At 65.3% G+C, this 13,766-nt stretch carries 14 protein-coding genes; 8 read left to right on the top strand and 6 right to left on the bottom strand.

The features are described from left to right. Positions 1–305 precede the first annotated feature (305 nt). From motA to VFW84_RS11085, 4 genes are all read left to right on the top strand, one after another. Complete coding sequence (gene motA / locus VFW84_RS11070) at positions 306–1,166, top strand: flagellar motor stator protein MotA (protein ID WP_329680512.1); 861 nt, start codon at positions 306–308, stop codon at positions 1,164–1,166. 30 nt (positions 1,167–1,196) lie between these two features. Then, a complete protein-coding gene (gene motB, locus VFW84_RS11075; RefSeq protein WP_329680513.1) occupies positions 1,197–2,138 on the top strand; it encodes a flagellar motor protein MotB in 942 nt (313 codons plus the stop codon). Between the two features lie 90 nt (positions 2,139–2,228). Next, complete coding sequence (gene cheY, locus VFW84_RS11080; protein WP_329680514.1) at positions 2,229–2,630, top strand: chemotaxis response regulator CheY; 402 nt, start codon at positions 2,229–2,231, stop codon at positions 2,628–2,630. A 15-nt stretch (positions 2,631–2,645) separates the two neighbouring features. Next, positions 2,646–3,296, top strand: a complete 651-nt coding sequence (locus VFW84_RS11085; protein ID WP_329680515.1) for a protein phosphatase CheZ — start codon at positions 2,646–2,648, stop codon at positions 3,294–3,296. 15 nt (positions 3,297–3,311) lie between these two features. Here VFW84_RS11085 and VFW84_RS11090 read toward each other — a convergent pair whose 3' ends face one another. Further along, the gene (locus VFW84_RS11090) at positions 3,312–4,073 is read right to left on the bottom strand and encodes a LytTR family DNA-binding domain-containing protein (RefSeq protein ID WP_329680516.1); all 762 of its coding nucleotides are present in this window, start codon (positions 4,071–4,073) and stop codon (positions 3,312–3,314) included. Continuing rightward, positions 4,063–5,109 (bottom strand): sensor histidine kinase, encoded by a 1,047-nt coding sequence (locus tag VFW84_RS11095; protein WP_329680517.1) that lies wholly within the window; start codon positions 5,107–5,109, stop codon positions 4,063–4,065. The genes VFW84_RS11090 and VFW84_RS11095 overlap by 11 nt, the downstream gene beginning before the upstream one ends. 156 nt (positions 5,110–5,265) lie before the next feature. Here VFW84_RS11095 and argH point away from each other — a divergent pair, with 156 nt between their 5' ends. Together argH and VFW84_RS11105 are read left to right on the top strand one after the other, a co-directional pair. Then, entirely contained in the window at positions 5,266–6,663 is a 1,398-nt protein-coding gene (gene argH / locus VFW84_RS11100; RefSeq protein WP_329680518.1) for an argininosuccinate lyase, read from the top strand. Positions 6,664–7,386: 723 nt separating this feature from the next. Next, complete coding sequence (locus VFW84_RS11105; RefSeq protein ID WP_329680519.1) at positions 7,387–7,890, top strand: hemerythrin domain-containing protein; 504 nt, start codon at positions 7,387–7,389, stop codon at positions 7,888–7,890. A 9-nt stretch (positions 7,891–7,899) separates the two neighbouring features. On the opposite strand, the gene dxs is transcribed toward VFW84_RS11105, so the two are convergent. From dxs to xseB, 3 genes are read right to left on the bottom strand one after another with little or no spacing between them, the layout of a single operon-like run. Further along, complete coding sequence (gene dxs / locus VFW84_RS11110; RefSeq protein ID WP_329680520.1) at positions 7,900–9,831, bottom strand: 1-deoxy-D-xylulose-5-phosphate synthase; 1,932 nt, start codon at positions 9,829–9,831, stop codon at positions 7,900–7,902. A 19-nt stretch (positions 9,832–9,850) separates the two neighbouring features. Further along, positions 9,851–10,780, bottom strand: coding sequence for a farnesyl diphosphate synthase (locus VFW84_RS11115; RefSeq protein WP_329680521.1), 930 nt, complete (start codon positions 10,778–10,780; stop codon positions 9,851–9,853). Further along, entirely contained in the window at positions 10,777–11,049 is a 273-nt protein-coding gene (gene xseB, locus VFW84_RS11120; RefSeq protein ID WP_329680522.1) for an exodeoxyribonuclease VII small subunit, read from the bottom strand. The genes VFW84_RS11115 and xseB overlap by 4 nt, the downstream gene beginning before the upstream one ends. A gap of 297 nt (positions 11,050–11,346) precedes the next feature. Here xseB and VFW84_RS11125 point away from each other — a divergent pair, with 297 nt between their 5' ends. Further along, positions 11,347–12,474, top strand: a complete 1,128-nt coding sequence (locus VFW84_RS11125) for an aromatic ring-hydroxylating dioxygenase subunit alpha (protein ID WP_329680523.1) — start codon at positions 11,347–11,349, stop codon at positions 12,472–12,474. Then, positions 12,471–13,394, top strand: coding sequence for a DMT family transporter (locus VFW84_RS11130; protein ID WP_329680524.1), 924 nt, complete (start codon positions 12,471–12,473; stop codon positions 13,392–13,394). Before VFW84_RS11125 ends, VFW84_RS11130 begins: the two co-directional genes overlap by 4 nt. Here VFW84_RS11130 and VFW84_RS11135 read toward each other — a convergent pair. Next, positions 13,320–13,766: ZIP family metal transporter (locus VFW84_RS11135; RefSeq protein WP_329680525.1), on the bottom strand; the 447-nt coding region annotated here is incomplete at its 5' end. The two genes, VFW84_RS11130 and VFW84_RS11135, sit on opposite strands and share 75 nt — an antisense overlap.

Here is a 13,766-nt window from a genome sequence, read left to right on the forward strand (position 1 = left end):
AGCCTCCGGTCCTCGGTCTCAAGGGCGCCCGGCAGATGTCGATGAACAGCTTGGACGGTTTGGAAGTGAAGCGTCCTTGCTTGTCTCCTCCTGGCACAACATCTGTGCTTTCAACGGGCCCTACAGGGCCCGTTTTTTTGGATCGTGCCATGCAGCCTTGTCGTGAACTTTTGCCGAAAAAGCCCGCGCCAGCCCCCTTTGTTCGAGGCATCGCCGCTCGCGCCTTGCCCGATGATGGCTTCACGGCATGTCGTATGTGTGCCGCCCATACCGCCACAGTCCGGCCCGCACGGCCCTAGACCATCATGTTTGTCGCCATCGGTTACATCCTCTGCCTCGGGTGCATCTTCGGGGCCTACGCCATCCACGGCGGGAACATGGGCGTGATCATTCATGCCATGCCAACGGAAATGATGGCCATTGGTGGAGGTGCCATTGGCGCCTTCCTGGTGAACAACCAGCCCAAGACCGTCAAGGCTGTGCTGCGCGCCTTCGGCCCGCTCTTCAAGGGCTCCAAGTACAGCAAGGAGCGCTACATGGAGCTGATGGCCATGCTCTACGAGGTCTTGCAAAAGATCCGCAAGGAAGGTCTGATGTCCATCGAAAAGGATGTCGAAGACCCCCACAACTCGGCCCTGTTCGGCAAGTACGCCACCGTCGGCCATGACCACCACGTCATCGAGTTCATCACCGACTACCTGCGCATGATGGTGTCGGGCAACCTCAATGCCCACGAGATCGAATCCCTCATGGACAACGAGATCGACACACACCACCACGAAGGGCACAGTGCCGTGGCCGCCGTGGCCCGCCTGGCCGGTGCCCTGCCGGCCTTCGGTATCGTGGCCGCCGTGCTGGGGGTGGTCAACACCATGGGCTCGGTGGGTCAGCCGCCCGCCGTGCTGGGCGGCATGATCGGCTCGGCCCTGGTGGGCACCTTCCTGGGCATCTTGCTGGCCTACGGTGTGGTGGAACCCCTGGGGGGCCTGATGGAGCAAAAACTCGACGAAGGCACCAAGGAATTCCAGGTCATCAAGACCACCTTGCTGGCCAGCATGCAGGGCTATGCCCCGCAAGTGGCCGTGGAGTTCGGCCGCAAGGTGCTGTACTCCACCGAACGCCCGACCTTCGTGGAGCTCGAAAACCACGTCAAGGGCAAGAAATAAGCCCCCACACCCCAGACAGGTCACTCCGTCATGGCCGGCGATTCCAAAAAAGTTCAACCCATCATCATCAAGCGCATCAAGAAGGGCGGCCACGCAGCGCATGGTGGTGCCTGGAAGATCGCTTACGCCGACTTCGTGACGGCCATGATGGCCTTCTTCCTGCTGATGTGGCTGCTGGGCTCGACCACCGAGGGCGACAAGAAGGGCATTGCCGACTACTTCAACTCCCCCCTGAAGGTCGCCATGTTTGGCGGCAGTGGCTCGGGGGATTCCTCCAGCGTCGTCAAGGGTGGCGGCAAGGACCTCACCCAGACCAGTGGCCAGGTCAAGGAAGGTGAAGTCGACGCCAAGAAGCGCTCCTACAACCTGCAGGCCCTCAAGGCCATGCGGGAGCAGCAGGCCCAGGCCGAGGCCGAGCGGCTGAAGGCCCTCAAGAAAAAGGTCGAGGAAGTCATCGCCAACGACCTGCGCCTGGCCCAGTACCAGTCGCAGCTGCGCCTGGACCTGACGGCAGAAGGCCTGCGCATCCAGATCGTCGACGACCAGAACAGGCCCATGTTCGACAGCGGAGACGCCTATGTCAAAGGCTATATGCAGGACCTGCTGCGCGCCATCGGGGTCGTGCTCAAGGAAGTGCCCAACAAGCTGACCATCGAAGGACACACCGACGCCAAGGCCTTCAGCTCGGGGGACCGAGGCTACAGCAACTGGGAGCTGTCGGCCGACCGGGCCAATGCGTCGAGACGAGAGCTGATTGCCGGAGGACTGCCGGGCGACAAGGTCCTTCGGGTCCAGGGCCTGGCCGCCAGCATGCTGTATGACCGAGAGAACCCTGAAAGCCCGCTCAACCGGCGCATCAGCATCATCGTGATGAACCGCGAAGCCGAAGACCGCGTCTTCAAGGCCGCCGAGGTCGAAGGCTCGGGCCCCCCCACCGAGGAAGAAGGCATCGACATTGCCCCCACCAATTGACTCAAGGCTCGCGCCGAACGGCCGATAACCTTTTCGATAGAAGACCTCTACGGGAACCGCTGTAACCCCGCACCGCATCAAGGAAGCGCCATGACCACCCCGAACACCGACATGAAGTTTCTCATCGTGGACGATTTCTCCACCATGCGCCGCATCGTGCGAGGTTTGCTCAAAGAAATTGGCTACAACAACGCTGAAGAAGCGGAAGACGGTGCCATCGCTCTGAACATGCTCAAGAACGGCAGTTTCGACTTCGTGGTGAGCGACATCAACATGCCCAACATGAACGGCTTTGACCTGCTCAAGGCCATCAAGGCCGACGACAAGCTCAAGGCCCTGCCGGTGCTGATGGTCACGGCCGAAGCCCGCAAGGAAGACATCGTGCTGGCCGCGCAATCGGGCGCGGCGGGCTACATCGTCAAGCCCTTCACCAAAGCCACTTTGGAAGAGAAGGTGCAAAAAATCATGCAAAAACTCACGGCCCCCGCCTGATTGGGAGAATCTGCGATGCAGCTGGAAGAATTGCCCCCCATGACGATGCCAGCGGCATCGCCCGAAATATTCCAGCAACTGGGCACCCTGACACGCCAGTTGCACGACACGCTGAACATGCTGGGCGTGCTGCCCAAGCTCAAGGACACGGTCGACAACCTGCCCGACGCGCGCAGCCGCCTGAACTACATCGCCACCAAGACCGAGCAAGCCGCCGAAAAGGTGCTCAATCTGGTGGACGATGCCAAGGCAGACCAGAGCCACATTGCCACCGAGACCCGCAAGCTCGCGGCCCTGATCGTGGCAGACCCTGTCAAGGCGGTGGCCAGCGGCGCGGTGCTCAACTTCGTGCAGGACGTGGAGACCACCACCCAGCGCGTGGACCAGCATCTCACCGACATCATGATGGCGCAGGACTTCCATGACCTGACCGGTCAGGTGGTCGCCAAGGTGGTGACGCTGGCCAATGATCTGGAGGCCCAGCTTGTGAAGTTGCTGGTGCAGGCGGCACCTCCCGAGCAGGCCCACAAGGTCGAAGCCGCCCTCACCGCGCACTCGGTGATCGAGCCTCACCTGAGCGGCCCGGTGGTGGACGCCGAAGGTCGCACCGACGTGGTCACCAACCAGGGCGAGGTCGACGACCTGCTCGCCTCTCTGGGCTTCTGATCCTGCCCTTGTGCCTCAGGACGCCAGCAAGGCTTCCCGCACCAGCGGCACCTGACGGCGCGAGACGACCAGCCATTCGCCGGAGTCTCGCACCTGCACCGCCCACCCTTCCGTGCCATCGGGGTCATCGCGTCGCTCCAGACGCTGCATGGCCGCCCGGGCCACGAGGGCATTGCGGTGGATGCGGATGAACGCCTCACCCAGACGCTCCTGCAAGTCACTGAGCGAATCGTCGATGACATAGGCGTGATCGACCGTGCGCAGCGTCACGTACTTCAGTTCGGCCTTGAGGTAGAGGATGCGGGCCACCGGCACCCGCAGCACCCGGCCTCGCTCCTGCACCACCAGGGCTTCGGGCGCCACGGTGCCTGTCGCTGACAAGGGTGTGCTCTGCTTGCGGCAGCGCATCACGGCCTGTGCCAGGCGATCCTGTCGCACCGGCTTGGTCAGGTAGTCGCAGGCCTCCAGCTCGAAAGCCTTCAAGGCATGCTCGGCATGCGCCGTGACGAACACCACCAGCGGTGGATGCGACAAGGCTCGGATCTTGTCGGCCAGACGCAGGCCATCGGGCCCTGGCATCTGGATGTCCAGAAAGCACACATCGGCCTCACCGGGGTGAGCCTCCAGCCAGGCCAGCGCGGCGCCGGCTTCGGCGCATTGGGCCACCACGCTCACCGGCTCTGACAAACGCCCCAGCAAAGCCACCAGACGTTGCCGGGCCAGGGCTTCGTCATCGACCACCAGGGCCCGCAAGGGCACCCCACGCTCAGCCGTCATGGCGCCACTCCTTGAAAGGCCATGAGCAGCGCACCACATAGCAGGCCTGCGACATGCCCGGCGCCAGAGGACGAGGCCCTGCCTCGAACTGCGCCTCCACATCGTGCATCAGCAAGAGCCGCTGGCGCACATTGCGCAAGGCGATGCCATGCCCTCGCCGGCCCTCGGGCACGGTCAGCGGTACCCCGGCCGGCAGCGAATTGCTGATGGTCAGCACCACCCGCTCGCCCTGGCGCTCGGTCGCGATCGACACCCAGCCACCCGCAGGGTCCACCTCCACGCCATGGCGCACGGCGTTCTCGACCAGGGGTTGCAGCAGCAGCGTCGGCACCAGCGCAGGGCTCACCTGCTCGTCCAACTGCCACTTCACCGCCAGGCGCTCACCAAAACGCAATTGCTCGATGCCCAGGTAGCGACGCGCCAGATCGACTTCTTCCCCCAGGGTGCTCTGAGTGGCCGGCGACGCCAGGGCCCGCCGGAACAGTTCGGCCAGATCCTCCAGCACGGACTCGGCCCGTTCCGGATCGATCTGCACCAGCGCGATGGCCGTGTTGAGGGTGTTGAACAGGAAATGCGGGCGGATGCGCGCTTGCAGCTCCACCAGACGCGCCTGGTTCTGCTCGGGCAAGGCGCGCCCCTGACGCTGACGCAGCCAGGCCAGACATACCGCCGCCACAGCCGCCCCCGTGCTCACCGGGCCCGCCCAACTCCACCAGGAGACGATGCCACCCGCCAGCCACCAGTTGATCAAGGCCATCTGGGCGTGACCATAGGCCCCCGCCAGGGCCCCCAGGGCACACACCGCGCCCCACTGAGCGGCACCACCCAGCCGGCCCAGGACACGCTTGAGCAAGCACACCAGCACCAGCCACAAGAGGCAGCCCGGCAGGGCCACGGCCGAGGCGTACGCCCAGGCACTCACCCACTCCACGGCCGTGTGGACACCATAGAGAGAGCCCAGGCACACCAGGGCCTGCACGCCGACCAGAACGCGCAGCACCACCCCCACATGACAGACATCAAAGTGGCTGGGCAAGGCAGCCCCCTCGGGCCTCGACCCCGTGCTTTCAAAGCCGGTCGCCGCCCACATCGTGGGGGCGCGAAGAGGGTCCAGATCACCGGCGCCGCTCACAAGTGGTTCTCTCTCTTTAAAATCCATGGTTTGCACATTCTGCGTCAAGCGCGCCTTGCCATGAGCTCCAATCAACTCGACAAAAAGTCCCAAGCCTGGTCGGCCCTGTTTTCGGAGCCGATGAGCGACCTGGTCAAGCGCTACACGTCCAGCGTTTTCTTTGACAAACGCCTGTGGCAAGCCGACATCCAGGGCTCCCTGGCCCACGCCGAGATGCTGCATGCCCAGGGACTGATCAGCACCGACGACTGGGCTGCCATCCAGAAAGGCATGGCCCAGATCACGACCGAAATCGAGGCGGGCAGCTTCGAGTGGAAGCTCGACCTGGAAGATGTGCACCTCAACATCGAGGCCCGACTGACCCAACTGGTGGGCGACGCTGGCAAGCGCCTGCACACCGGCCGCTCGCGCAACGACCAGGTCGCCACCGACGTGCGCCTGTGGCTGCGCAGCGAGATCGACGAGATCGGCCTGCTGCTGACCGCCCTGCAGACAGCCCTGGTGGACGTGGCCGAGCAGAACGCCGACACCATCCTGCCCGGCTTCACCCACCTGCAGGTGGCCCAGCCCGTGGCCTTTGGTCACCACCTGCTGGCCTATGTCGAGATGTTCGCCCGTGACGCCGAGCGCATGATCGACCTGCGCCGCCGCGTGAACCGCCTGCCCCTGGGCTCGGCCGCCCTGGCGGGCACCAGCTACCCGCTGGACCGCGAGCGCGTGGCCCGCACCCTGGGCTTCGAGGCCGTGTCGCAAAACAGCCTGGACGCCGTCAGTGACCGCGACTTCGCCATCGAGTTCACCTCGGCGGCCTCGCTGGTGATGGTGCACGTCTCACGCCTGTCGGAAGAGCTGATCCTGTGGATGAGCCAGTCCTTCGGCTTCATCGACCTGGCCGATCGTTTCTGCACGGGCTCGTCGATCATGCCCCAGAAGAAGAACCCCGACGTGCCTGAGTTGGCGCGCGGCAAGACGGGCCGTGTGGTCGGCCACCTGATGGGCCTGATCACCTTGATGAAGGGGCAACCCCTGGCCTACAACAAGGACAACCAGGAGGACAAGGAGCCCTTGTTCGACACGGTGGATACGCTCAAGGACACGCTGCGCATCTTCGCCGAGATGGCGGCGGGCATCACCGTCAAGCCCGAGGCCATGGAGCGCGCCGCCAAGAAGGGTTACGCCACGGCCACCGATCTGGCCGACTATCTGGTCAAGAAGGGCCTGCCCTTCCGTGATGCCCACGAGGTGGTGGCTCATGCGGTCAAGGACGCCATCGCGACGGGGGTCGACTTGTCCGAGCTGCCGCTGAGCACGCTGCAGACCTACAACGCGACCATCGCCGAGGATGTGTTCGAAGTCCTCAGCCTGCGGGGCTCGCTCAATGCCCGCAATCTGCTGGGCGGCACGGCGCCGGCTCAGGTGCGGGCGCAGGTGGCGCGGCATCGGGCTCGGTTGGCTTGAGGCCTGATTGAGCGCTTTGGCGTGAGAGCGCAGGGCTGGGGCGGCGGGGGCCTGTCGTTCGGGCTTCAAGTGGGTGGTCCCGCTGCGCGGGACTCCCTTCCGGTGCTCGTCAGGAGGCAGCGTTGGCGAACTCGCTGCGCGCCCTGCGGGCTCTCCGCTCAGACAACGCCAACGAGTTTGAGCTTGATGCGTGCTGCGCACGCCTGCCTCCCGCCTCCGCTCCTCAGCACCCACTCAGGCGCCCGCCCGACAGGCCCCCTCCGCCCTTGATCGCCCTGCTGGTGGCATGCATAGACCCCAAGCGCGTTCACGACGGCATGGCGTATCGGGCTCGTCGCATGCCACCAGTGGGGCGATGAAGGGCCGAGGGGGGCTCTGGCCGGGCGCCTCGGGGGCGCCGAGCAGCACAGTGTCGAGGTGGGCGCGCGCAGCGCGCATCAACAACTGACTCGTCGGGGTTGTCCGAGCGGAGCGGCGCCAGCCGCGCAGCGAGTTCCCCGACGCCACCTCGACGCGAGCAGCGCAGGTGTGTCCCGCGCCGCGGGACCGCCCCCGTGAAGCCCGGACAGAGCCCCCCTCGGCCCGCGCCCCACGCTCCCCCGCCAAAGCGCACCACACCTTGTCGCCCCCCGGAATTTCCACTCGCTCTTGCGCCAGAACAAGCCCCTTCAGCACCACTCGCGCTAGCCTGCACGGACATCGTTTTCCCGCTGAGCACACACCATGTCCGAACCGCTTGTCTGGTCTGAAAGCCTCTCCCTGTCCATGCCCGTCATGGACACCGTCCACCAGGAATTCGTCGACCTGCTGGCCATCGTGCAAGCGGCTGACGACGATGCTCTGCTGCCCGCCTGGCAGACCCTGATCGACCACACCGACGAACACTTCGCCCGCGAAGACCGCTGGATGGAAGCCACCGGCTTTGCCCCAGGCAACTGCCACAGCACGCAACACGCCGTGGTGCTCAAGGTGCTTCGTGAAGGCGCCCTGCGCGGCGCACAAGGTGATCTCGCTCCCATCCGTCAGATGGCTCACGAGCTGACCCTGTGGTTCCCGCACCATGCGCAAAACATGGACGCCGGCCTGGCCCTGCACCTCAAGAGTGTCGGCTACGACCCGGAAACGGGCGAGCTGAGCAGCCCCCAGGCCCTGCCTCAGGAAGCCATCACCGGTTGCGGCACCCACGCCTGCAGCGATCAGGCACCGGCCGAACCGGCCGCCGCCTGACCCCGCGCATCAGCCGCGCAGCGGCATGACCTTGCCAGTGGCCTCCTGGGCCACCACACCAAAACGCTCGCGAATGCGACGCTCGATGCCCTCGGCATCCAGGCCCTGAAGCGCCAGCAGCTTGGCCGGATCGCCATGCTCGATGAACTGGTCTGACAAACCCAGCATCAGCAAGGGCACGACCACACCCGCCTGGCTCAGCGCCTCGGCCACGGCCGAGCCCGCCCCGCCCGCCACACAGCCTTCTTCGACCGACACCAGCGCATCGTGGCTGCGTGCCAACTCCAGCAGGAGCTCGGTGTCCAGCGGCTTGATGAAGCGCATATTGGCCACCGTGGCGTCCAGCGACTCGGCCGCCTGCAAGGCGGGGTACAGCAAGGTCCCGAAAGCCAGGATGGCCACGCGGGGGCCCGCTGAGGTCTCTGCCCCACGGCGGCAGACCTCGCCCTTGCCCCAGGGCAGGGCCTGCAGCGTGGGCTCGACCGCCACGCCTGCCCCCGCGCCACGCGGATAACGCACGGCCACCGGGTGGTTCTGCTCAAAAGCGGCCGTCAGCGCCTGGCGGCACTCGTTCTCGTTGGCCGGTGCGATCAGGCTCATGTTGGGAATGCAGCGCACGAAGGCGATGTCAAACGCCCCCATGTGCGTGGCCCCATCCGCACCCACGATGCCCGCCCGGTCCATGGCGAACACCACCGGCAGGTTCTGAATGGCCACGTCATGGATGAGCTGGTCATAGCCCCGCTGCAGGAAGGTCGAATAGATCGCCACCACGGGCTTGAGACCCTCGCAGGCCAGACCGGCCGCAAAGGTCACGGCATGCTGCTCGGCAATGCCCACATCGAAATAACGCCCGGGGTACTTCTGATGGAACTCAACCATGCCCGAGCCCTCGCGCATGGCCGGAGTGATCGCCACCAGGCGGGTGTCATGGGCCGCCATGTCGCACAGCCACTGACCAAAGACCTGCGTGAAGGTCGGCTTGGCCGGCACATCCGTGGCCACGGCCTTCTTGAGGCCCACGGCCGGGTCGAACTTGCCCGGACCATGGTAGGCAATGGGATCGGCTTCCGCCAGCTTGTAGCCATAGCCCTTCTTGGTGACCACATGCAGGAACTGCGGGCCACCCCGGTCACGCAGGTTCTCCAGCGTGGGAATCAGCGAGTCCAGATCATGGCCATCGATCGGGCCCACGTAGTTGAAGCCGAACTCCTCGAAAATGGTGGCAGGCACCACCAGCCCCTTGGCGTGTTCTTCGAGCTTCTTGGCCAGCTCGAACAGCGGGGGCGCATTGCGCAGCACCTGCTTGGCGCTCTCGCGGGCCTGGGCATAAAACCGCCCCGACATCAGGCGTGCCAGATAGCGATTCAGCGCGCCCACCGGCGGCGAGATCGACATGTCGTTGTCGTTGAGCACCACCAGCACATCGGCCAGGCGGCCGTTGTGAGGCACGCCACCATTGTTCAGGGCCTCGAAGGCCATGCCGGCCGTCATGGCACCATCACCGATGATGGCCACCGCCTTGCGGGCTTCACCTCGCAATTGCGCACCCACGGCCATGCCCAGCGCCGCCGAGATCGAGGTCGACGAGTGCGCCGTGCCGAAGGTGTCGTACTCGCTCTCGTCACGGCGCGGGAAGCCGCTCATGCCACCCAACTGGCGCAGCGTGCTCATGCGGTCGCGGCGCCCCGTCAGGATCTTGTGCGGGTAGGTCTGGTGGCCCACATCCCACACCAGGCGGTCTTGCGGCGTGTCGAACACGTAGTGCAAGGCAATCGTCAACTCGACCGTGCCCAGGTTGGACGACAGGTGCCCCCCCGTGCGCGCCACGCTCTGCAGCAGGTACTCGCGCAACTCGCTGGCCAGTTGCTTGAGCTCGTGGCGTGTCAGCCGCTTGATGTCGGCTGGCGATTCGATGCTGGACAGCAAAGGATGGCTCATGCTGGGGTTCCCAAAAAAGTCAGTGTTCGCGATGCACGATGCGCTCGGCCAGTGCCGTCAGCGGGGCACGCAGCGCAGCGTCCAGGCCGCTGTCGATCAGGGCCGACTGGGCCTGCGCGAGCAGGTCTTCGGCCTCGCTGCGGGCCCCCTCCAGCCCCAGCAATCCCACATAGGTCGGTTTGTTGGCATCGGCATCCTTGCCCGCCGTCTTGCCCAAGGTGTCGGAGGGCTGCGTGGCGTCCAGGACATCGTCGACGATCTGGAAGGCCAGGCCCATGGCCAGACCGAAGCGCGTGAGCGCCTCCCAGACCGGAGATGATTCGACCAGATCACCACAGGCCGCGCCCATCTGCACGCTGGCACACAGCAGCGCGCCGGTCTTGCGGCGATGCATGTCCCGCAAGGTGGCCTCGTCCAGCGAGGTTCCCACGCTGGCCAGGTCAATGGCCTGACCACCGGCCATGCCCGACTGTCCGGACGCCCGAGCCAGCACGCGGCACAGCCGCGCCTGCATGGCCGCCGAAACAATCGATCCATCGTCGACCGGAACAGGGGTCAATACCTCAAAGGCCAGCGCCTGCATGGCATCGCCCGCCAGCATGGCTTGCGCCTCGCCAAAACGCACATGCACCGTGGGCTTGCCCCGGCGCAGCACATCGTTGTCCATGCAGGGCATGTCGTCATGCACCAGCGAATAGGCGTGGATCAACTCCACCGCGCATGCGGCACGCAAGGCCGCATCGCGCCCGGCCGCACGGGTCAGAGCCCCCACAGCCTGCGCCGACGCCAGCACCAGCAAGGCCCTCAGGCGCTTGCCGCCATCCAGCACGGCATAGCGCATCGCATCGCCCAGGCCTGCGGGCGCCTCGGCGGGCACCCAGGCATCCAGCGCGGACTCCACCTGTGCCAGCGCCGTGCCGGACCAATCCTTGAAAGCCTGCGAATTCATGCCACGTCCCAGGGCTTGAGTTGACCGTCTTCCAGCACCTTGACCTGGGTTTCCAGGGCATCAAGGCGACCACGGCAGAACGCCAGCAGTTGAGCACCACGCCGGTAGCTCACCAGCAACTGGTCCAGCGGCAAGGCCCCGGTTTCCATGCGACTGACCAAGGTATCGAGTTCGGCCAGGGCCTCCTCATAGCGCTCGGGCAGGGGTGGCAAGGTGCCCTCATCAGGCCCGTGATCGGGATCGGCTTTCTTGGCAGGAGCTTTGGCCATGGGCGGACACAAACGCGACAAAACAACGGGAGCAAGGGGCTGACACACGAGCAGCCCGACATCGGAGGGCACGCCCTCGTCAGGGCAAACGCGTATTCTATTTCGTCAGGGGCGACAGCGGATCGGGCTGGCGAACGGCTCCCCTGAGGCCGGGGCCCCTTGACTGGGGGTCTAGCTAGGGTATTTCCGCGCATCATACCCCCCGAGGGGTACAATCTCCGGTTCCCTTGCTCCTTCGCACCTCATTGGCGAAGGCCATTCGACACCCGTACATGGTTTTTGGAGATCCTGGGGATCATGTCAGATCTGAGTCATGCGCTCGCCTCGCTGCACCGCAGCCAAAGTCAACTGCCCGTGTCGGTCTACTTTGACCAGACACTGCACAACGCGGAGCTCGAGCGCATCTTTCAGTCCGGTCCTCGCTACCTGGGTCACGCCAACAGCGTGCCCGAGGTCGGCGATCACTATGCCCTGCCCCAGGAACACGAAGGCCGCGCCCTCGTTCGCACCCACAACGGTGTCGAGCTGATCTCCAACGTCTGCCGCCACCGGCAGGCCGTCATGCTCAAGGGCCGGGGCAGCAGCCGCCAGGGCAACATCGTCTGCCCCCTGCACCGCTGGACCTACAACCTGCAAGGCGAGCTCATTGGAGCACCCCACTTCGAGCACGACCCCTGCCTGAACCTCAACAACTACAAGGTTCGCAACTGGAACGGCCTGATCTTCGAGGACAACGGCCGTGACATCGCCGCCGATCTGGCCGGTCTGGAACACCGCTTTGCCCCGGGCGGGGACCTCGACTTCTCTGGCTATGTGCTCGACAAGGTCGAGCTGCACGAGTGCAACTACAACTGGAAGACCTTCGTCGAGGTCTACCTGGAGGACTACCACGTCGGCCCCTTCCACCCCGGCCTGGGCAACTTCGTCACCTGTGACGACCTGCGCTGGGACATGGCCCGTGAGTACTCCATCCAGACCGTGGGCGTGGCCAGCACCTTCGACCGCCCGGGCTCCGAGGTCTACAAGGCCTGGCACGACGTCGTCCTGCGCTATCGCAACGGGCAAAAGCCCACGCAAGGCGCGGTCTGGCTGACTTACTACCCCACGCTCATGGTGGAGTGGTACCCACACGTGCTGGTGGTCTCCAACCTCTACCCGCGCGGCCTGAACAAGACCTTGAACGTGGTCGAGTTCTACTACCCTGAAGAGATCGCCGCCTTCGAGCGCGAGTTCGTCGAAGCCCATCAGGCCGCCTACATGGAGACCTGCATCGAGGACGACGAGATCGGCGAGCGCATGGACGCTGGCCGCAAGGCCCTGTTCCTGCGGGGCGACAACGAAGTCGGCCCCTACCAGAGCCCCATGGAAGACGGCATGCAGCACTTCCACGAGTGGTACCGCCGGACGATGGACTTCAAGGGGTGACCCTCGTGCGCGCGGCGGCCAGCAAGCTGTCGGCCGCCTGGATGATGGTCCTGGCCACCGTGCTCTTTGCCGGCATGGGCCTGTGCGTCAAGAAAGCCTCGGCCGAGGTCACCACGGCCGAGGTTGTTTTTTTCCGGGGCTTGGTGGGCGCCCTGATCATGGCCACCCTGGCCTGGTCACAGCGCCTGCCCCTGCGCACCCAGGTCCCGCGTCAGCACCTGTGGCGCGGCGTGGCAGGCGTCTCGGCCCTGAGCCTGTGGTTCTATGCCATGGCCCACCTGCCCCTGGCCACCGCCGTCACGCTCAACTACATGTCATCGGTATGGATGGCGGTGTTCCTGATGCTGCGCCAACTGTGGAAACGCTGGCGTGCTGCCCCCCACACCCCCATCCCGCCCATGCTGCTCGGAGCCGTGCTGCTGGGCTTCGTGGGCGTGGCCCTGGTGCTGCGCCCCACCCTGCAGCGCGATCAATGGCTGCAGGGCCTGGCTGCACTGCTCTCGGGCATGCTGTCGGCCTGGGCCTATCTGCAGGTGGCGGCGCTGGGCCGCAGCGGCGAGCCCGAGCACCGCGTGGTGTTTTACTTCTCGCTCTTTGGCACCCTGGTCGGCCTGCTCCTGATGGGTGGGCGCGCCTTGAGTGACACCCAGGCCTGGGTCTCGCCCAGCCTGTCGGGCTGGGCCTGGCTGCTGAGCATCGGCCTGTTCGCCACCGCCGCCCAACTGGCCATGACACGCGCCTACGCACACGGTCAGCCGCTGGCCATGGCCAGCTTGCAGTACCTGGGCATCGTGCACGCCTTCCTGCTGGGCGTGTGGTTCTTCGATGAGCCGGTCTACACCTTGTCAGTCGTGGGCACGGTGCTCATCGTGGTGGCCGGCATCGCGGCCAACCGCCTCGGAAGCGCCATGCGCAACTGAGTGCGCCGCAGGCGCCTCGGCACCATGGTCATGCTCGTGGTGCAGCACCTGCACGATCGAGCCGATCAGCAGCAAGCCAGCCCCCAGCCAGAAGATCTGCGCCACGGTCTCACGCCAGTGCAGGCGCTTTTGCAACTGGGGGATCAGATCGGCCACGGCCACATAGATGAAGCTCGACGCCGCCACCACCATCAGGTAGGGCAGGTACTCCTGCCAGGGCTCGATCAGCACATAACCCAGCACACCGCCCACCACGGCTGCCAGCCCGGACAAGGCGTTGTACAGCAGCGCGCGTTGCTTGGAAAAGCCTGCGTTGACCAGCACGATGTAGTCCCCGACTTCTTGCGGGATCTCATGGGCAATGATGGCCAG

Origin of the sequence: Aquabacterium sp., from assembly GCF_036279655.1 — a bacterium.
Lineage (GTDB): Bacteria > Pseudomonadota > Gammaproteobacteria > Burkholderiales > Burkholderiaceae_C > Aquabacterium.

Bases quoted from the DNA above. Each gene is read 5' to 3' on its own strand.
- dxs (WP_329680520.1), bottom strand. From the start codon at position 9,831: ATGAGCCATCCTTTGCTGTCCAGCATCGAATCGCCAGCCGACATCAAG.
- motB (WP_329680513.1), top strand. From the start codon at position 1,197: ATGGCCGGCGATTCCAAAAAAGTTCAACCCATCATCATCAAGCGCATC.
- VFW84_RS11125 (WP_329680523.1), top strand. From the start codon at position 11,347: ATGTCAGATCTGAGTCATGCGCTCGCCTCGCTGCACCGCAGCCAAAGT.
- VFW84_RS11105 (WP_329680519.1), top strand. From the start codon at position 7,387: ATGTCCGAACCGCTTGTCTGGTCTGAAAGCCTCTCCCTGTCCATGCCC.
- VFW84_RS11115 (WP_329680521.1), bottom strand. From the start codon at position 10,780: ATGAATTCGCAGGCTTTCAAGGATTGGTCCGGCACGGCGCTGGCACAG.
- VFW84_RS11085 (WP_329680515.1), top strand. From the start codon at position 2,646: ATGCAGCTGGAAGAATTGCCCCCCATGACGATGCCAGCGGCATCGCCC.
- cheY (WP_329680514.1), top strand. From the start codon at position 2,229: ATGACCACCCCGAACACCGACATGAAGTTTCTCATCGTGGACGATTTC.
- motA (WP_329680512.1), top strand. From the start codon at position 306: ATGTTTGTCGCCATCGGTTACATCCTCTGCCTCGGGTGCATCTTCGGG.
- VFW84_RS11090 (WP_329680516.1), bottom strand. From the start codon at position 4,073: ATGACGGCTGAGCGTGGGGTGCCCTTGCGGGCCCTGGTGGTCGATGAC.
- argH (WP_329680518.1), top strand. From the start codon at position 5,266: ATGAGCTCCAATCAACTCGACAAAAAGTCCCAAGCCTGGTCGGCCCTG.
- xseB (WP_329680522.1), bottom strand. From the start codon at position 11,049: ATGGCCAAAGCTCCTGCCAAGAAAGCCGATCCCGATCACGGGCCTGAT.